At 31.1% G+C, this 16,974-nt stretch carries 19 protein-coding genes; 5 read left to right on the forward strand and 14 right to left on the reverse strand.

Translation table 11 applies throughout. The features are described 5' to 3' along the window. Positions 1-10 precede the first annotated feature (10 nt). From ACEWL1_RS11960 to ACEWL1_RS11970, 3 genes are all read left to right on the forward strand, one after another. The gene (locus ACEWL1_RS11960; RefSeq protein WP_409233537.1) at positions 11-1,027 is read left to right on the forward strand and encodes a DUF368 domain-containing protein; all 1,017 of its coding nucleotides are present in this window, start codon (positions 11-13) and stop codon (positions 1,025-1,027) included. Further along, the gene (locus tag ACEWL1_RS11965; RefSeq protein WP_409233538.1) at positions 999-1,763 is read left to right on the forward strand and encodes a shikimate dehydrogenase family protein; all 765 of its coding nucleotides are present in this window, start codon (positions 999-1,001) and stop codon (positions 1,761-1,763) included. The genes ACEWL1_RS11960 and ACEWL1_RS11965 overlap by 29 nt, the downstream gene beginning before the upstream one ends. Positions 1,764-1,852: 89 nt before the next feature. Next, positions 1,853-3,790, forward strand: coding sequence for a DUF349 domain-containing protein (locus ACEWL1_RS11970; protein WP_409233539.1), 1,938 nt, complete (start codon positions 1,853-1,855; stop codon positions 3,788-3,790). Positions 3,791-3,865: 75 nt separating this feature from the next. Here ACEWL1_RS11970 and ACEWL1_RS11975 read toward each other — a convergent pair whose 3' ends face one another. Together ACEWL1_RS11975 and ACEWL1_RS11980 are read right to left on the reverse strand one after the other, a co-directional pair. Beyond that, on the reverse strand, positions 3,866-4,639 hold the full coding sequence (locus ACEWL1_RS11975; protein WP_409233540.1) for a zinc ribbon domain-containing protein: 774 nt from the start codon (positions 4,637-4,639) through the stop codon (positions 3,866-3,868). Between the two features lie 3 nt (positions 4,640-4,642). Beyond that, positions 4,643-5,434, reverse strand: a complete 792-nt coding sequence (locus tag ACEWL1_RS11980; RefSeq protein ID WP_409233541.1) for a Nif3-like dinuclear metal center hexameric protein — start codon at positions 5,432-5,434, stop codon at positions 4,643-4,645. A 93-nt stretch (positions 5,435-5,527) separates the two neighbouring features. Between ACEWL1_RS11980 and lpxK the strand changes: the two genes are divergently transcribed. Next, entirely contained in the window at positions 5,528-6,550 is a 1,023-nt protein-coding gene (lpxK, locus tag ACEWL1_RS11985; RefSeq protein ID WP_409233542.1) for a tetraacyldisaccharide 4'-kinase, read from the forward strand. Here lpxK and ACEWL1_RS11990 read toward each other — a convergent pair. The 10 genes from ACEWL1_RS11990 to ACEWL1_RS12035 form a co-directional block, all read right to left on the reverse strand. Beyond that, the gene (locus ACEWL1_RS11990) at positions 6,545-7,441 is read right to left on the reverse strand and encodes a Ppx/GppA phosphatase family protein (protein ID WP_409233543.1); all 897 of its coding nucleotides are present in this window, start codon (positions 7,439-7,441) and stop codon (positions 6,545-6,547) included. The genes lpxK and ACEWL1_RS11990 overlap by 6 nt on opposite strands. Before the next feature lie 9 nt (positions 7,442-7,450). After that, positions 7,451-7,939: a SixA phosphatase family protein gene (locus ACEWL1_RS11995; protein ID WP_409233544.1), complete on the reverse strand. Its 489-nt coding sequence runs from the start codon at positions 7,937-7,939 to the stop codon at positions 7,451-7,453. 30 nt (positions 7,940-7,969) lie between these two features. Next, positions 7,970-8,617, reverse strand: coding sequence for a pyridoxamine 5'-phosphate oxidase (gene pdxH, locus ACEWL1_RS12000; RefSeq protein WP_347173975.1), 648 nt, complete (start codon positions 8,615-8,617; stop codon positions 7,970-7,972). A 9-nt stretch (positions 8,618-8,626) separates the two neighbouring features. Continuing rightward, positions 8,627-8,833 carry a PLDc N-terminal domain-containing protein gene (locus ACEWL1_RS12005; protein WP_409233545.1) on the reverse strand — a complete coding sequence of 69 codons (207 nt, stop codon included), beginning with the start codon at positions 8,831-8,833 and terminating at the stop codon, positions 8,627-8,629. 54 nt (positions 8,834-8,887) lie between these two features. Further along, on the reverse strand, positions 8,888-10,312 hold the full coding sequence (gene aspA / locus ACEWL1_RS12010) for an aspartate ammonia-lyase (protein ID WP_409233546.1): 1,425 nt from the start codon (positions 10,310-10,312) through the stop codon (positions 8,888-8,890). A 63-nt stretch (positions 10,313-10,375) separates the two neighbouring features. After that, the gene (locus ACEWL1_RS12015; protein WP_409233547.1) at positions 10,376-10,588 is read right to left on the reverse strand and encodes a hypothetical protein; all 213 of its coding nucleotides are present in this window, start codon (positions 10,586-10,588) and stop codon (positions 10,376-10,378) included. An 18-nt stretch (positions 10,589-10,606) separates the two neighbouring features. Further along, on the reverse strand, positions 10,607-11,014 hold the full coding sequence (locus ACEWL1_RS12020; protein ID WP_409233548.1) for a hypothetical protein: 408 nt from the start codon (positions 11,012-11,014) through the stop codon (positions 10,607-10,609). A gap of 10 nt (positions 11,015-11,024) precedes the next feature. Next, on the reverse strand, positions 11,025-11,561 hold the full coding sequence (locus ACEWL1_RS12025; RefSeq protein WP_409233549.1) for an RNA polymerase sigma factor: 537 nt from the start codon (positions 11,559-11,561) through the stop codon (positions 11,025-11,027). 76 nt (positions 11,562-11,637) lie between these two features. After that, entirely contained in the window at positions 11,638-12,825 is a 1,188-nt protein-coding gene (locus ACEWL1_RS12030) for a BaiN/RdsA family NAD(P)/FAD-dependent oxidoreductase (RefSeq protein ID WP_409233550.1), read from the reverse strand. A 111-nt stretch (positions 12,826-12,936) separates the two neighbouring features. After that, a complete protein-coding gene (locus ACEWL1_RS12035; RefSeq protein ID WP_409233551.1) occupies positions 12,937-14,370 on the reverse strand; it encodes a sodium:solute symporter in 1,434 nt (477 codons plus the stop codon). 102 nt (positions 14,371-14,472) lie between these two features. On the opposite strand from ACEWL1_RS12035, the gene recR reads away from it, so the two are divergent. Further along, entirely contained in the window at positions 14,473-15,090 is a 618-nt protein-coding gene (recR, locus tag ACEWL1_RS12040; protein WP_347173966.1) for a recombination mediator RecR, read from the forward strand. On the opposite strand, the gene ACEWL1_RS12045 is transcribed toward recR, so the two are convergent. Further along, complete coding sequence (locus ACEWL1_RS12045) at positions 15,087-15,677, reverse strand: CopD family protein (protein WP_409233552.1); 591 nt, start codon at positions 15,675-15,677, stop codon at positions 15,087-15,089. The genes recR and ACEWL1_RS12045 overlap by 4 nt on opposite strands. Before the next feature lie 99 nt (positions 15,678-15,776). Beyond that, positions 15,777-16,805, reverse strand: a complete 1,029-nt coding sequence (hemH, locus tag ACEWL1_RS12050) for a ferrochelatase (RefSeq protein ID WP_409233553.1) — start codon at positions 16,803-16,805, stop codon at positions 15,777-15,779. Positions 16,806-16,974: the final 169 nt, after the last annotated feature.

The following is a 16,974-nucleotide window of genomic DNA, read 5'->3' on the forward strand; positions in this document are numbered from 1 at the left end:
AAAGAATAAAATGAAATTAGAACGTACTTTTTTACAGAAAGTCTCCCTTTTTTTTAAAGGATTGGCAATGGGAGCTGCAAATAAAGTTCCTGGAGTTTCTGGCGGTACGGTTTCTTTTGTGTTGAGTTTTTACGAAGAATTAATTTACTCTTTTCAGAAGATAAATATAAAAGCATTTAAACTTCTGATAAACGGACGCTTTAAAAGTTTTTATTACTATGTAAACGGACAGTTTCTACTCTTAATTATGGGCGGAAGTATGTTTAGTTATTTTAGCATTTCTTTAGTTTTAGATTATTTTTTGCATCAGTACGAATTGTATGTTTGGAGCTGGTTTTTCGGAATGATCATTGGTTCTGTATTTTATATCTACAAAGATTTTGGCGATTGGAATTTAAAAAACACACTCTCTTTTGTTATCGGAATTTCTGTTGGAGTAGGTATTAGTTTTATGAGACCAGCACATGAAAATGATAATTTATGGTTTGTGTTTTTATGCGGAATTATCGGTGTTTCTGGAATGACGTTGCCAGGTTTGTCAGGTTCATTCATTTTAATTTTACTAGGAAATTATGTGCTGCTATTGGTAGATTCTGTAAACGGATTGTTTACAATTGTTACAGGAATTTTGTCTGGTAATTTTGAGGTTTTAGACGTTCCAGAAAATATTAGATATTTAAAAATAATTTCTGTTTTTACTGCTGGATCTGCTTTCGGATTGGTTTCATTTTCTCATATTTTAGGATATGTTTTAAAACGATGGCACCAAATAGTTACAGCAATAATAATTGGTTTTATTGCGGGTTCTTTAGGAATTGTTTGGCCGTGGAAACACAAAGTTTTTGCTATGAAAAATAGCGAGTTTTTAGTAGACGGAAAAGGAAATAAAATTATACAGAATTACGAACGATATTTTCCTGATTTTTCGAATTCAGAAACGTGGTTCGCCATTTTTTATATTATAATTGGTATTGCATTAATTTTAGGAATAGATTATTATGATAGAAGAAAAAAAGCAAGAAGGTAAGTATTTATTTGGGTTGTTAGGAAGAAATATTTCCTATTCTTTTTCTAGCGGATTTTTTAAAGAAAAGTTCGAAGAATTAGAATTAGTTAAGCATCACTATCAGAATTTTGATCTGCAAACTATAGAAGAATTTCCAGCGCTTTTAGAGCAACAGAAAGCTCTATGTGGAATGAATGTTACCATTCCGTATAAAGAGGAAATCTTACCTTATTTATCAGAAATAGATGATGAAGCAAAAGAAATTGGTGCAGTAAACACCATCAAATTTTTAGAAAACGGAACCATAAAAGGTTTTAATACAGACGTGTTTGGCTTTTTAAATTCTTTAAAGCCATTGTTAGAAATTCATCATACAAAAGCTTTGGTTTTAGGAACTGGCGGCGCTTCCAAAGCCATTGCATTTGCATTAAAGAAATTACAAATCGAGTTTGTTTTTGTTTCTAGAGATCCAAAAAAAGAAAATGAAATCTCTTATTCTACTCTTACTGAAGAAGTAATTTCTAGTTATACAATCATTATTAATTGTACACCTTTAGGAACTTTTCCAGAAACAGATTTGTGTCCAGATATTCCATATCAATATCTTACTTCTCAACATTTATTATACGATTTGATTTACAATCCGGCAACTACAACATTTTTAGAACATGGTAAAAATAAAGATGCTAAGATTAAAAACGGATTGGAAATGTTACAACTTCAAGCCGAGAAATCTTGGCAGATTTGGAATCGCTAATTTTTTGTGATAAAAAGCGAACTTTTTTTGTCAATTTATAATACATCCCTATATTTAAGGATTAATATAGGAACCTTAAACATTATAAGATGTTAGATAAAAATCAAGAGAATTCAGAAGATCAAATCAATCCAACTCCAGAAGAAAATGAAGTAACACCAATTGCAACTCCAAAAGCTAAAAAAGCTGATAAAGTGAAAGAAGTGAAAGCGGAGGAAACAGCAACAGAAGTTGAAGATGAAAAAGCATCAACCAATAAAGCTGTTGAAGAGATTGAAGAGAAAGTGGCGGAAGAAGCAGAAAAAGACGAGGAAAGAAACTCTATACCTATGTTGGCATATGAGAACATGGAGTTGGAGTCTTTGACGGAGGAGTTAGAAAAGCTGCTGAAAGATTTTCCTGTACAACAATTAAAGAAAAACATAGATGCAATTAAAAATGCTTTTAACGCAAAATTTGGCGCAATTTTAGCCGAAAAGAAAGCAGCATTTTTAGCAGAAGGAGGAAATTCTATTGATTTTCAATATTCAAGTCCAGTTAAAGCCAAATACAATTCTTTATTGTCGGACTACAAAAAGAAAAGAGACGCTTATTATTCTGATTTAGATACCCAATTAAAAAATAATTTAGAAAAGCGACATAAAGTTATTAATGAACTTAAAGAGTTGATTGAAAATGCAGATCCAAAAACAATGTATAAAAACTTTAAAGTTATACAAACAAGTTGGAGGGAAATAGGAGCTGTGCCAAGAAACAAATACAATGATACTTGGAGAAATTACCATCATCATGTAGAGCGTTTTTACGATTTGTTACATTTAAGTAATGATTTTAGAGATTTGGATTTTAAGAATAACTTAGAAGAAAAACTAAGATTAATTGAAAAGGTAGAAGCTTTGGCTGAATTAGATAATGTTAATGATGCCTTTAAAGAACTACAGCAATATCACAAAGCATGGAAAGAAGATATTGGACCAGTTTCTCAAGAGCATAGAGAAGAAGTTTGGCAAAAATTTAGTGCAGCAAGTAAAAAAATACACGATAAAAGACACGATTATTTTAGGTCTTTAAAATCTCAACACCAAGATATTATTGAGAAGAAGTTAGAGATAGTAGCTTCAATAGAAAATTACGATACCTCTAAAAACAAAAAACATAGCGATTGGCAAAAAAGCATTAATGATATTGAAGCACTAAGAAAACAATATTTCGATGCGGGTAAATTACCGTATAGTAAAAGCGAAGAGGTTTGGTTAAAATTTAAAGCAGCAACCAAAAAATTTAATGCCGCTAAAAATGTTTTTTACAAAAAAGAAAAAAGCATTCAGCAAGATAATCTAGATAAGAAAAATGCACTTATTGAATTAGCCGAATCGTTTAAAGAAAGTGAAGATTGGGAAAACGCGACCAACACCATGAAAAAAATTCAAGCTGATTGGAAAAAAATTGGACATGTGCCAAGAAAATTTTCTGATGATATTTGGAAACGTTTCAAAGCTGCTTGTAATCATTATTTTGATAGATATCATAACCGACAAGACGATTTAAATAAAGAACAACAAGTTTTTATTGAAGAGAAAAAAGTATATCTCGAAGAAATTAAAAAGGTGGAAAAAGCAACCATTGAAGAAATCAACGAGTTTATCCAAAAATGGAGAAATTTAGGAGATACACCAAGAGCTGTAAGACATATAGAGTCTAAATTTTATAAGCAAATAGATAAGCTGTTAGAAGGATTATCTTTAAGTAAAGACGAAATAGCAATGCTTAAATATAAGAATTTAATAGATGGATTTATGGCCCAAGGAAATGGGCATAAATTAAATTCTGAACAATTATTTGTTAGAAAGAAGATTGATGAAATTAATAAAGAAATTCAGCAATTAGAAAACAATTTAAGCTTTTTCTCTAATGCAAAAAGTGATAACCCATTACTGTTAAACGTAAGAAAAAATATTGATTCTTATAAAGATGAAATTAGCATTTGGGAACAAAAACTAGATTATATAAAAAGGTTAGATTATTAAACTACAACATTTATAAAAGCAAAAAACTCGGAGATATTTCTCCGAGTTTTTTTATGTGTTAAAAATTGATTTTCTTTAAGAAATTAAAGCATCAATTTTTTCTTTTTCTTCTTTTGCTAAATCAGCATCAACTAAAATTCTACCACTATATTCATCAATCGTAATTTTTTTACGAGTAGCAATTTCTACTTGAACTTGAGGCGGAATTGTAAAGAAAGAACCACCAGAAGCTCCTCTTTCAATTGATACAACTGCCAATCCGTTTTTTACTTTAGATCGAATTCTTTTATATGCTGCTAATAAATGCTCGTCAATTTCTGCAGAAAATTCAGCAGATTTTGCAACTAACATTTTTTGCTCTTTTTCAGTTTCTTTTAAAATTCCGTCTAATTCAGCTTTTTTATGTTTTAAATGCTCATTTTGCTTTGCTAATTTCTCTTTAGTAGCATTTATGATTTCATTTTTTTGCTCTATTCTAGCAGAATATTCTCCAATTCTTTTTTCAGCCAATTGAATTTCTAATTCTTGATATTCAATTTCTTTTGTAATAGAATCAAACTCTCTGTTATTTCTAACTTTCTTTTGTTGCTCTTCGTATTTTTTCATCAAGGCTTTAGATTCTTCAATTAACAATTTTTTGTTGTTAATGTCTGTATCTAAGTTTGCTACGTCTTCTGCGTAATTTGAAAGTCTAGTGTTTAAACCTGCAATCTCATCTTCTAAATCTTCTACTTCTAAAGGTAATTCTCCACTAACGCTATTGATTTCATCAATTCTAGAATCGATTAATTGTAAGTCATATAATGCTCTTAATTTTTCTTCTACCGTAACCTCTTTCTTCTTTGCCATGTTTTAACTGTAATAAATTGGGTTTGTACTTTTTTCTGATAAAATGACTGCAAAATTAGTGAATTTTTTTGTAAGATACTCAACTAAAAGATTTTTTGTGAATTGTTCACTTTCATAATGACCGATATCTGCCAATAAAATTTGTTTTTCTGCCTTAAAAAAATCGTGATATTTAAAATCAGCACTAATATATGCGTCTGCATTTAAGGCGATTGCGTTTTCAATTGCAAAGCTTCCAGAACCCCCCAAAACAGCTACTTTTTTTATTGATTTTCCTAATAATTCTGAATGACGAACACATTCGGTTTTCATTGTGTTTTTAACAAATTGTAAAAAAGCTACTTCATCCATTTCATTTTCCAATTCGCCAATCATTCCCATTCCAATGGTTTCCTGAGTATTTAGATTCGATTTTGGAATTAAAATTTCTGTGTTTTTTAAATCTAAAACTTCGCAAATTTTTCCGCTAACTCCGTCTTTTATATTGTCTAAAGCGGTGTGCATTGCATAAATAGCAATGTTATTTTTTATCGCTTTTAATACAACACGTTCTACGTAAGTTGCGCCATTTAATTTTTTTAATCCGCTAAAAATGATGGGATGAAAACTCACAATTAAATTGCAATTTTTAGCAATTGCTTCATCAACTGTTGCTTCTAAACTATCTAAAGTTACCAAAACGCCAGTAACTTCGGTAGTGTAATCGCCAACTAATAAGCCAACATTATCAAAACTTTCTGCGTAAGAAAGCGGAGCTAATTCTTCTAAATAATTGGTTATGTTTTGTATTTTCATTGCGTTTAAATTAAAAATAAACTCGTGTAATATTCTTTAAAAAGAAAATTATAACGAGAACCAAAGTTAAGATTTTTAATTACTTTAGTACTAATGAAATTTATTCGATTTTTATTATTTCCGTTTGCCATCATTTATAGTGTTGTTACCACTATTCGTAACTACTTTTTTGATATTGGTTTGTTTACATCAACAAGATTTAAAAAACCAATTATTGCTGTAGGTAACTTGTCTGTTGGCGGAACAGGAAAAACACCACAAATAGAATATTTAATTCAATTGTTAAAAGACAATTATAAAATTGGAGTTTTAAGCAGAGGTTATGGCAGAAAAACCAACGGTTTTATTTTGGTGGATGACACAAAAAACGCTTTAGAAGTAGGTGATGAGCCATTGCAATTTTCTAGAAAATTTAAAGATATTACGGTTGCTGTTGATGAAAATAGAGTTCATGGAATTGAGCAAATGCAACGTTCAGAAGTTCTTTTATTAGACGATGCTTTTCAACATAGAAAAGTAACAGCCGGATTTTATGTGTTATTGACAAAGTACAATGAATTGTTTTCCAATGATTTTGTATTGCCAACAGGAAACTTGAGAGAACGAAGAATTGGCGCTAAACGTGCTGATGTTTTAGTAGTAACTAAATGTCCAACTACAATTGATGCTTTAGAAAAAAAAGAGCTTAAACAATTGATAGGTAAATATTTTAATGGCCCAATTTTCTTCTCGACAATACAATATGCAGCTGTTTTATTAAGTAATAATAAAACTGAAATTAAAACTTCAGATTTAAATTCATATGAAGTTGTATTGGTAACTGGAATTGCAAATCCGAAACCATTAGAAGCGCATTTATTAGGACTGAACTGTGTATTTAAACACATAAAGTTCTCGGATCATCACCAATTTTCAGAAAAGGAAATCGCTGATATAAAAGAGCAATTTAAAGCATTAAAATCTAAAAATAAAATCATATTAACAACAGAGAAAGATTTTGTGCGCTTGTCTAATCAACTAGAAAACCTTTACTATTTGCAAATACAAACACAATTTTTAGAAGATCAAGAAAAGTTTGATTTCTTAATTACTGATTATGTAAAAGGAAGTTTATAATTTATTGCGATATAAACTTTTTATAATTCCGTCTGCCAACCCAATTTTAGGAACATAAATTTTTCTTGCTCCGCTCCATTTCATTGCTGATAAATAGATTTTTGTTGCCGGAATAATTACATCTGCTCTATCTGGATTTAAACTTAATTCAGAAATACGATCATCAAAACTCATCTTTTTTAAGAATTGATATTGCGCATTTAAATAAATATAAGAAATTGGTTTTCCAATTGTTCTGCCAGACATTTTAAAAATCTTATTGATATTTCCTCCAGAACCAATTAAAGATAATTTTTTGAGATCTTTAGTATTGGCTTCAACCCATTTTTGTACCTCTTTAAAAATAACTTTATTTTCTGCTTTGGTGTTGTTTATCAAACGAACCGTTCCCATTTTAAAAGACTTAGTGTTGATGATTTTTCCTTTAGAGAAGATGGTGAATTCTGTACTACCTCCGCCAACATCAACATATAAATAAGACGAATCGCTTTCAATCAGTTCGTTTAAATCTGTAGAGGAAATAATAGCAGCTTCTTTTTTACCGCCTATAATTTCAATTTCAACGCCTGTTTTTTCTAAAATCATTTTTGCAATATCTTTACCGTTTTCGGCCTCACGCATTGCAGAAGTTGCGCAGGCTTTGTATTTTTCCACATTATTAATTTTCATTAATAATTTAAAAGCTTCCATGGCATCTACCATTCTTTGAGTGTTTGCAGGAGTAATTTCTCCTGAAACAAAGGTGTCTGCTCCTAACCGAATTGGAACACGAACCAAGGATGATTTTCTAAATTGCGGTTCTTTGTCTTTTTCTACAATAACATTTGCAATGAGCAAACGTATGGCGTTTGAGCCAATATCTATTGCTGCATATTTTTTAATTTCTAACAAGCGTTTTTTTTATTTATGGTTTTTAGGAAATTCAATTAATGTTGTTTTTCCTTTTTTTAAACTTTTCCAATGTTCGTTGTCAAATTCAATTCCGATGATTCCACAAGTTGGTACATGAGCAATTGGTTTGCTTCCGTATTTATTTACAAAAGTGTTAATTCCGTGATCATGACTAAAAATTATAGCTGAATCAAAACTATCGTCTAATGCTTTTATTGTTTTAACCAAATAGCCATCACTAAAATTATACAATTGTTTTTTTATGTACAAGTTAGATAAAGGATATCCAAAATTATCACAAAAAATAATTGATGTATGCATTGCTCTGTTTGCGCTACTGGTTACAAAAACATCTGGTTTTTTAATGGTTTCTGCTAAGTAATTAGAGATTAAGTGCGCGTCTTTAATGCCACGTTCTTTAAGTGGTCTATCAATATCTGCAATGCCTTCATATTCCCAAGAAGATTTTGCGTGACGAACAATATAGAGTGTTTTCATTCTAAAGTTTGATGTAGTAAATATAAAAAATTATGGAGCTAATCGTTCTATTTTCCAAGAAAAATCTTCTTGTAAAGTATAGCGAATTCTATCGTGCATTCTGTTGGGTCTTCCTTGCCAAAACTCTATAGAAATAGGTTTTACTAAAAATCCGCCCCAATGTTTAGGACGTGGAATTTCTTGTTGATTGTATTTTTCTTCAAAGGTTTTAAGTTGATTGTCTAATACTTCTCTCGAGGAAACAACTTCACTTTGGTTTGATGCCCAAGCGCCTAATTTACTTCCGTCTGGACGTGATTCAAAATAGCCGTCAGATAAATTTTCTGCCAATTTCTCTGCTTTTCCCTTGATGATGATTTGTTGCTCTAATCCAGCCCAAAAAAAAGACAAACAAATATGATTGTTTGCTAAAATTGCTTTTCCTTTTTCAGAATTGTAATTGGTGTAAAAGATAAAACCTTCCCAAGTATATTTTTTAAGTAAAACAACTCTACTTTTAGGAAATCCGTCTAAACCAATAGAAGCAACAGTAACTGCATTTGCTTCGTGAATCATTTCTGAAGCATCTGCATTTAAAAACCATTGTTGAAATAATTCGATGGGGTTTTCTGGGCAATTGCTTTCTAGCAATTCTTGCTTTTCGTAAGATTTTCTATGATTGCTTAAATCGTGAGCCATAAATTTAGATTACTTAATTTTTTGTTTAGTACCAATCATAAAGTATAAAAGTGTACCAAATAAATTGGCAAGCAAAACGATAAGAATCCAAACTATTTTGTCATTTCCTTTAAAATCACTTCTTAAAATATCGATTAATGCTATTATTGGTAAGGCAATAGCAAATAACAGAATTACAATTAAAGCAAAAGGTCCAATAAATCCTAAATAGTTCATATTTATATTGTTTTTACTCAGTAAAAATACAAATGTTTTCTGAGCGATATAGTATTAGTTTTCTTTTTTTAATCCTGCTTTATATTCTGGGCGCATTAAGTTTTTTACGGTTAAAATTGCATCTAATTCTGCTACAGATAACAATTCTTTTTCGAGCACTAATTCTCGAATCGATTTTCCTGTTGCAATGGCTTCTTTACCAATAATATCTCCCATATGATGACCAATATACGGATTCAAATAGGTAATCAATCCAACAGAATTGTACACCATATTTTTAGTGTGTTTTGCGTTTGCTGTAATGCCGTTTATACATTTATCCGCCAATGTTGTACACGCATTCGATAATAATTCTAAAGATTCAAAAAGCGATTGAGCAATTACGGGTTCCATTACATTTAATTGTAATTGTCCGGCTTCAGCAGCAAAAGAAATAGTTACATCATTCCCAATTACTTTAAAACAAACTTGATTTACAACTTCTGGAATTACAGGATTTACTTTTGCTGGCATAATAGAAGAACCAGCTTGCATTTCTGGCAAGTTAATTTCATTAAAACCACATCTTGGTCCAGAAGACAACAAGCGTAAATCGTTACAGATTTTAGACATTTTCACAGCCGTTCTCTTTAAAGCACCAGAAACCATTACATAAGCACCACAATCTGAAGTTGCTTCAATTAAATTATGTGCTTTTACAAATTTAACACCAGTAAATTCATGTAAATAATTGATAGATTTTTCTGTAAAATTTTTTGGTGCATTTACACCAGTTCCGATTGCTGTGCCTCCTAAATTTAATTCTAAAATTAAATTTCTAACAGTTCGTAAGCTTTTAATTTCTTCTCTTAAATTAGTTGCCCAAGCAGAAAACTCATCGCCCATAGACATCGGAACTGCATCTTGTAATTGCGTTCTTCCCATCTTTAATACGTTCGAGAATTTTGCTGATTTTTTACTGATTTCTTTTATCAAGTAACTTAAATCTTCAATAAGTTGATTGATATAATAATACAACGCAATTCTAAATCCTGAAGGATATGCATCGTTGGTAGATTGTGATTTATTTACATGATCGTTTGGGTGTACAATATTGTAGTTTCCAAATTCGTAACCATTTAATTGCAAAGCTACATTGGCAATTACTTCATTGGTATTCATGTTTACAGAAGTTCCTGCGCCACCTTGAAAAACATCCACCGGAAAATAGTTAGCATACTTAGAAATGTTATTTAGAATTTCATCACAAGCTTGGATAATCATATCTGCTTTATCAGCCGGAATTGTACCAATTTCTTTATTGGCAGAAGCACAAGCTTTTTTAGTCAACACCATTCCTTTTATAAAAATGGGATAATCACTAATTGTTGCTTTTGATATTTTAAAATTATCAATGGCTCTTTGTGTGTGAATTCCGTAATAGAGATTGTTTGAAATCTCCATAGTTCCTAATAAATCTTCTTCGATTCTGTTTTTCATTACTTACATATTAATTGTAAGTATAAAAATAGGAGTTTTTTATTAGTTTTTGAGAAAGATTACTTATAAACTTTCACAATAAAATCCCTCTTTTTGGACAATGTTTTTTACATCATTTTCATGTAAATTATCATTCGCTTCAACTCGCAGTACATTATCGATGTCTTCTAAATCGATAGACCAACTTGTAATAATTGGGTGTTGGTTTAGCAAAGGTTTTATTTGTTTAACTTTTTTCTTTGTCTTGATATCTGTTCTTAGGATAATTAATTGCATAATTTAGTTCTTAAAAACTTAGTTTTCTTCAGGAATAGTATCTGTTATTGGATGGTTTCTCTTTTTAATATATTCTTCATAGGCAGATTCTCCTTCTTCTTTCCAATAAGAATCGTACAACCTCCATTTAGAAAAATCATTTTTAGAATTTTTTTCTTTTTTAGATTTAGGCTCACAACTGCTATTGTCGCTACTTCCTCCAAAGCCACCAAATATAAATTTTGCGAGGATAAAAAGACCAACTGCTTGCCAATATGTAATGGTTGTTAATCCGAATATTTCTGGCATTAACCAATTCCATAACCACATCACCACAAAACCAAATAATATAGCGATTCCAGTGATTGCAAGTATTCCTAATACGATCCACCCAGCAATTTCTAATGGGCTTTTTGTTCTTAATTTGTGTTTCCAGTAATTTGACATATTGTGTGTTTTAACTATTATTTTTTTTGTTTTCTAGACTTTTAAAAAGAATGGAAATAGCTCTGTGTCTTCTAGACATTAGCGTACCAATCGGAATTCCTGTATCATGAGAAATTTCTTTATAATTATAACCTTCTACATCTACAGCTAAGATGATTTCTCTGTAATGAGGTTTTAAATTAAAAATGGCTTTCTTTAATTCAGTTTTTAATTCTTCTGAATATTGTTGTTCTGAACTTTCGTAAAAATTTTCCGCAAAACCTGTTAATTGATTTTCAAAATCATCATCAATATTTGTGGTTTTTTTGCCTTTTCTTAAACTGTCGATAATTTTATTTTTTATCGAATAATAGACATAACCTGCGATGTTGTTTATTGGTAAAACACTTTTACGAGAAAAAATTTTTAATGCTACATCTTGAATGATATCTTCGGCATCTCTATCAGCATCGTTTTCAATCTTAGAATGTACATAAGCTTTTAGGTTATGATATTCTGAGTTAAAGAATGCTTTTAGTTGCTTATCGTTTTCTGTTTCTGATGACATTCAAGTCCCTTTTTTGTAGGTCTTCATCTATAAAGACGAAGCAATCAACAATTATTGCATTTTTTTTGAAGTTTTTTTAATTTATTTTATTCAAATGCCTTGCAACACACACACCAATACTTGCACAAGCTTGCAGCAAGTAACCGCCAGTTGGTGCATCCCAATTGAGCATTTCTCCAATGCAAAATTGATTTGGTAAGTTTTTTAATTCAAAATTTTTGGTGATTGCGTCTAATTCAATTCCGCCAACGGTAGAAATGGCTTCATCGATTTCAGCTGTATTTGTAATTTTTAGAGGAAATTTTTTAATGAATTCTGCTAATAAATCTGGAGTTAAATACGACTCTTTAGAAAGCGTTGTTTTTAAAAGGTCGATTTGTGCCGAACTTAGTTTCAGATCTTTCTTTAAGGTTGCAGTTGTGTTTTTTTGTGTTGATGAATTGATCTTAGAAAGCACATTTTCTAAAGTGAACGAAGGTTTAAAATCGATAAAAATGGTTGCTTTTGAATCTTTAGAAAGTGCTTCTCTAATTTGCGGACTCAATCCGTAAATGGCATTTCCTTCCAACCCAAATTTGGTAATCACAGCTTCTCCTTTTTGTGTTTTCTTTTCACAAGAAATTGCAATGTTTTTTAAAGGAATTCCCTCGTTTTTATTGATGAATTCTGATTTCCAATGAACTTGATACGCACAATTTGAAGCACCAAAAGGAGTTGTATTGATTCCTTTTTTAGCAAATGTGTTGCGCCAATTTCCATCAGAACCCGTAATTTTCCAGCTTCCGCCGCCTAAAGAAAAAACAGTATAATCTGCTTTGACAATTTTGTTGTTGATTATCGGATTGTTATCAATGTCCCAATCCGTAAAAGTGTGTTCGTATGTAATTGTAATCCCTTTTTCTTTTAAAAAAGTGAGAATTGCATTCAACACTTCAATTGGTTTAATGCCTTCTTCTGGATAGATTCTTTTACTGCTTCCAACATAAGTCGGAATTCCAATTTGTTTTAACCAATTTCTAAAATCAGCATTTGTAAAATTTAGTAATGCATCTTCTAAAAAATCAGTAGGCGTATAGCGTTTAAGGAATTGCTCCATCGGTTCTGAATGCGTGATATTAAATCCGCCTTTACCTGCAACTAAAAACTTACGGCCAGCAGTTTTGTTTTTTTCATAAATAGTAACATCAAATTTTGAAGTATCTAAAAAAGCTGCCAATAAAAAAGCTGAAGGTCCACCGCCAATAATAGAAATTGTTTTTTTCATGTTGAAAGAGTTTTTTGGAGGTTTCGCTAACTTTTATGATATCGAACGTTTTAACGTTATATATCTGGAGTTAGCGAAGTTACCGAAAAAGGTGTTTGGAAACAAGTTAAATTACTTTCTCTTAAACAACCACAATCCAATAAACGTAATCAATCCGTTTAATATCAATAAAGCAAAACTAAAGTCGAAACTTAAATAGGTTATGCACAAATAATTGATTAAGAAAGTTAGTATTGGAGAAGATAAACAGATAAACGGAACGGCTTTGTCTTTTACGTTGAGTTTGGTAAATAAACCAAAAGCATACAAACCTAATAAAGGTCCGTAGGTGTAATTAGCAAACGTAAATATCTTAGCAATAACACTTGCATCCGCAATAAAATATTTAAAAACAAGAATGGTTGCTATCAACACAAAAGAAAACAACACATGAATTTTTTTACGAATCTTTTCTTGTTCACTTTTCTCTTTTTTCTTGTCAATTTCTAAAATATCAATACTAAAAGAAGTCGTTAAAGAAGTTAATGCAGAATCTGCGCTTGAATAAGCAGCAGCAATCAATCCTAATAAAAAGAAAATCGCAGTTGCCAAACCTAAAGTTCCTTTGGTGGCGATAATCGGAAATAATTCGTCTTTATGTGCGTCAATTCCGTTTCGTTGAGCGTAATCTGTCAATAAAACTCCCAATGCTAAAAAGAAAAAGTTGACAATTACCAATACAATGGTAAACCAAAACATGTTTTTCTGTGCGTCTTTTAAGTTTCTGCAGGTTAAGTTTTTCTGCATCATATCTTGGTCTAAACCTGTCATTGCAATGGCAACAAAAGCTCCAGCTAAAAATTGTTTCCAGAAATAATTTCCTGCTTTTGCATCTTCAAAAAAGAAGGCTTTAGACAAATCGCTATCTGCAACATAACTAAAAATATTACTGATTTGCATTTCACCAGAAATGGTATAAATACAAACTCCAACTGCAATTAGCATAAATAAAGTTTGCAAAGTATCTGTCCAAACAATGGTTTTAATTCCGCCTTTAAACGTGTACAACCAAATTAATAAAATAGTGATAGAAACGGTTACCCAAAACGGAACTCCATATGCATCAAACAATAATAATTGCAATACATTGGCAACTAAAAATAATCGGAAAGCAGCGCCAATGGTTCTAGAAATCAGAAAGAATGATGCTCCGGTTTTGTAAGAATTTCGTCCAAATCTATCTTCTAAATACGTGTAAATCGACGTTAAATTTAAGCGATAATACAGCGGTAATAAAACCAAACCGATAATTGCATACCCAACAACATAACCCAAAACCATTTGCATATAACCCATACTTTGGTCTTCTACCCAACCCGGAACAGAAATAAATGTGACTCCAGAAAGTGATGCGCCAATCATACCAAAAGCAACTAAATACCAAGGCGATGAATTATTTGCTTTAAAAAAAGTTTGATTAGTTGCTGATTTTCCTGTGATGTAAGAAATTAAAATTAGAACACTAAAGTATGCTACGATTAATAAAATAATATGAAGTGGTTGCATGGATTAATTACGAGTTATGAGTTGTAAATTACGAATATACTCTTTTTAAAATTTTATTTAAAAATTAATAATTCGTAATTGATAATTAGTAATTTCGCAACTATGGATTTTTCATCAAAATTGTTAGAAAATGCAGTGAACGAAGTTTCGCGTTTACCAGGAATTGGAAAGCGAACAGCATTGCGTTTGGTGTTGCATTTGTTAAAACAACCAACAGAACATACCAATTATTTGTCAGAAGCGTTGTTGCATTTGCGTAATGATGTAAAGTCGTGTGAAAAATGTCATAATATTTCTGATACCGTTTTGTGCGAAATCTGTAACAATCCGAAACGGAATTCAGAAATTGTGTGTGTTGTAGAAGATATTCGTGATGTAATGGCGATAGAAAGTACTTCGCAATTTAAAGGATTGTATCATGTGTTGGGCGGAAAAATTTCTCCGATAGAAGGTATTGGTCCACACAATTTACAAATAGAATCGTTGGTAGAAAAAGTAGCAAACGGAGAAGTGAAAGAATTGATTTTTGCACTAAGCTCTACAATGGAAGGCGATACAACGAACTTCTATATTTTTAAACAAATAGAAAAATTTGAAATTACAACTTCTACTATTGCACGCGGAATTTCAGTTGGCGACGAGCTAGAATACGCAGATGAAGTTACTTTGGGAAGATCTATTGTAAATAGAATTCCTTTTGAGCAATCGATAAGAAGTTAATTTTCTAAATCTTCTTCTTCTAATAAATCATTTTCTTCAGAAGTATCCCAATCTTTTTTCGCTCTGATATTTTTATACAATTTAATTCCGAGCATTAATAGAACTCCGAAAAGCGCAATTCCAACAACGCCCCAAATCCAGTTGATAGCACTTTTTAATGTGACTAAAAATACAACAGCAAATAGAATAATGGTGGCAACTTCGTTCCAAATTCGTAGTTTAAAAGAAGAATATTTAACAATATCATTTTGTAATTGTGTAAATATTTTTTGACAAGCGCCATGATAAAAATACAACGCCAAAACAAATGCTAATTTAACCAACATCCAATCCATTGTTAAATACGCAGGATTTTTATACAACATCCAAAAAGCAAAGAAACTCGCTAAAATTGCAGACGGCCATGTAATAATGTACCACAATCTTTTTGACATCAATTTATATTGAGTTTGTAAAATTTCTTTTGCGGGTTCTTCCTTGTCTTCGGCTTCTACATGATAAATAAACAAGCGAATAATGTAGAACAAACCTGCAAACCAAGTAACAACAAAAATAATGTGTAATGCTTTTACGTATAAAAAATCCATAATGTTATACTAAGTTTTAAAGTCGAAAGTAAAAGTAATTATTCTAATTTTAATGAGATTGCCACGTCATGCTTCCTCGCAATGACAATTGTTAACTGTTTATTGTTCATTGTTTTCCGCCCATTCATCAATCCAGGTATTCATTACTTTTACCCAATCATCATTGTCGTTCATACACGGAATGTGTTTGTAATCTGTTCCGCCACCTTCTAAAAATTGCTCTTTTCCTTCCATGGCAATTTCCTCTAAAGTTTCTAAACAATCGGATACAAAAGCCGGAGTAACAACTGCCATTTTTCGTTTGCCTTCTTCTTTCGGAATTCTATCAAATTCAAAATCTGTGTACGGTTTTAACCAAGGATCTTTTAATAATCTTGATTGAAATGAATTGCTATACGTTCCTTCTTTTAAATCCAATGCTTTTACAATTTCTTTGGTCGTTTCAAAACATTGATGACGGTAACAAGTTTCGTGAGCAATCGATGGTTTTTCGCAACAAGATTTATCAAGTTTACAATGCTTTTTTGTCGGATCCGTTTTAAAAATATGACGTTCAGGAATTCCATGATACGAAAACAAAATATGATCATATTCAAAATCCTTTAAATGATTTTTGATGTTGTCAGACATTGCTTTGATATATCTTGGTTCATTATAAAAATGCGGAATTTCAGTCGTTTTTATATTTGGATAAAACTCTTTTCTAATTTCTTCTGCTTTTACCAAAACGGTTTCTGTAGAAGACATTGCATAATGTGGATACAAAGGAACAATTAAAATTTCGTCAACACCTTTGTCTGCTAATTCTTGAAACCCTTTTTTAATAGTCATACTTCCATAACGCATTGCCAAAGCAACCGGAATTTCTGTGTTATCAGCAACTTTTTTCGCAAAACGTTCAGAAATCACCACCAAAGGCGATCCTTCTTTCCACCATATTTTTTTATACGCAGCAGCAGATTTTTTTGGTCTTACGTTTAAAATGATTCCTTTAATTAATAACCAACGTTTCCAATACGGAATATCGATGACGCGTTCGTCCATTAAAAATTCGTCTAAATACGTTCTAACGTCTTTTGTTTTTGTGCTATCTGGCGATCCTAAATTTATTAATAAAACTCCTTTCATTTTTATATTTTCAAAGTTCAAAGGTTCAAAGGTTCAAAGGTCAGAGTAAAAAAGTTACAAGTTTTATTGTTTTGTAAGTTTCAAAATTTTAGTTTTCCTAATTCCTAATTCCTAATTCCTAATTCCTAATTCCTAATTCCTAATTCCTAATTCCTAATTCCTAATTCCT

Source organism: Polaribacter gochangensis (assembly GCF_046224025.1).
In the GTDB taxonomy this organism is placed as follows: domain Bacteria; phylum Bacteroidota; class Bacteroidia; order Flavobacteriales; family Flavobacteriaceae; genus Polaribacter; species Polaribacter gochangensis.

Excerpts from the sequence above, each read along its gene's own strand:
- recR (WP_347173966.1), top strand. The coding sequence starts at position 14,473 with ATGGATTTTTCATCAAAATTGTTAGAAAATGCAGTGAACGAAGTTTCG.
- pdxH (WP_347173975.1), bottom strand. The coding sequence starts at position 8,617 with ATGGCTCACGATTTAAGCAATCATAGAAAATCTTACGAAAAGCAAGAA.
- ACEWL1_RS12005 (WP_409233545.1), bottom strand. The coding sequence starts at position 8,833 with ATGAACTATTTAGGATTTATTGGACCTTTTGCTTTAATTGTAATTCTG.
- ACEWL1_RS11965 (WP_409233538.1), top strand. The coding sequence starts at position 999 with ATGATAGAAGAAAAAAAGCAAGAAGGTAAGTATTTATTTGGGTTGTTA.
- ACEWL1_RS12030 (WP_409233550.1), bottom strand. The coding sequence starts at position 12,825 with ATGAAAAAAACAATTTCTATTATTGGCGGTGGACCTTCAGCTTTTTTA.
- ACEWL1_RS12020 (WP_409233548.1), bottom strand. The coding sequence starts at position 11,014 with ATGTCAAATTACTGGAAACACAAATTAAGAACAAAAAGCCCATTAGAA.
- ACEWL1_RS11960 (WP_409233537.1), top strand. The coding sequence starts at position 11 with ATGAAATTAGAACGTACTTTTTTACAGAAAGTCTCCCTTTTTTTTAAA.
- ACEWL1_RS11980 (WP_409233541.1), bottom strand. The coding sequence starts at position 5,434 with ATGAAAATACAAAACATAACCAATTATTTAGAAGAATTAGCTCCGCTT.
- ACEWL1_RS11970 (WP_409233539.1), top strand. The coding sequence starts at position 1,853 with ATGTTAGATAAAAATCAAGAGAATTCAGAAGATCAAATCAATCCAACT.
- ACEWL1_RS12025 (WP_409233549.1), bottom strand. The coding sequence starts at position 11,561 with ATGTCATCAGAAACAGAAAACGATAAGCAACTAAAAGCATTCTTTAAC.
- ACEWL1_RS12035 (WP_409233551.1), bottom strand. The coding sequence starts at position 14,370 with ATGCAACCACTTCATATTATTTTATTAATCGTAGCATACTTTAGTGTT.
- lpxK (WP_409233542.1), top strand. The coding sequence starts at position 5,528 with ATGAAATTTATTCGATTTTTATTATTTCCGTTTGCCATCATTTATAGT.
- ACEWL1_RS12045 (WP_409233552.1), bottom strand. The coding sequence starts at position 15,677 with ATGGATTTTTTATACGTAAAAGCATTACACATTATTTTTGTTGTTACT.
- ACEWL1_RS12015 (WP_409233547.1), bottom strand. The coding sequence starts at position 10,588 with ATGCAATTAATTATCCTAAGAACAGATATCAAGACAAAGAAAAAAGTT.
- aspA (WP_409233546.1), bottom strand. The coding sequence starts at position 10,312 with ATGAAAAACAGAATCGAAGAAGATTTATTAGGAACTATGGAGATTTCA.
- ACEWL1_RS11975 (WP_409233540.1), bottom strand. The coding sequence starts at position 4,639 with ATGGCAAAGAAGAAAGAGGTTACGGTAGAAGAAAAATTAAGAGCATTA.
- ACEWL1_RS11995 (WP_409233544.1), bottom strand. The coding sequence starts at position 7,939 with ATGAAAACACTCTATATTGTTCGTCACGCAAAATCTTCTTGGGAATAT.
- hemH (WP_409233553.1), bottom strand. The coding sequence starts at position 16,805 with ATGAAAGGAGTTTTATTAATAAATTTAGGATCGCCAGATAGCACAAAA.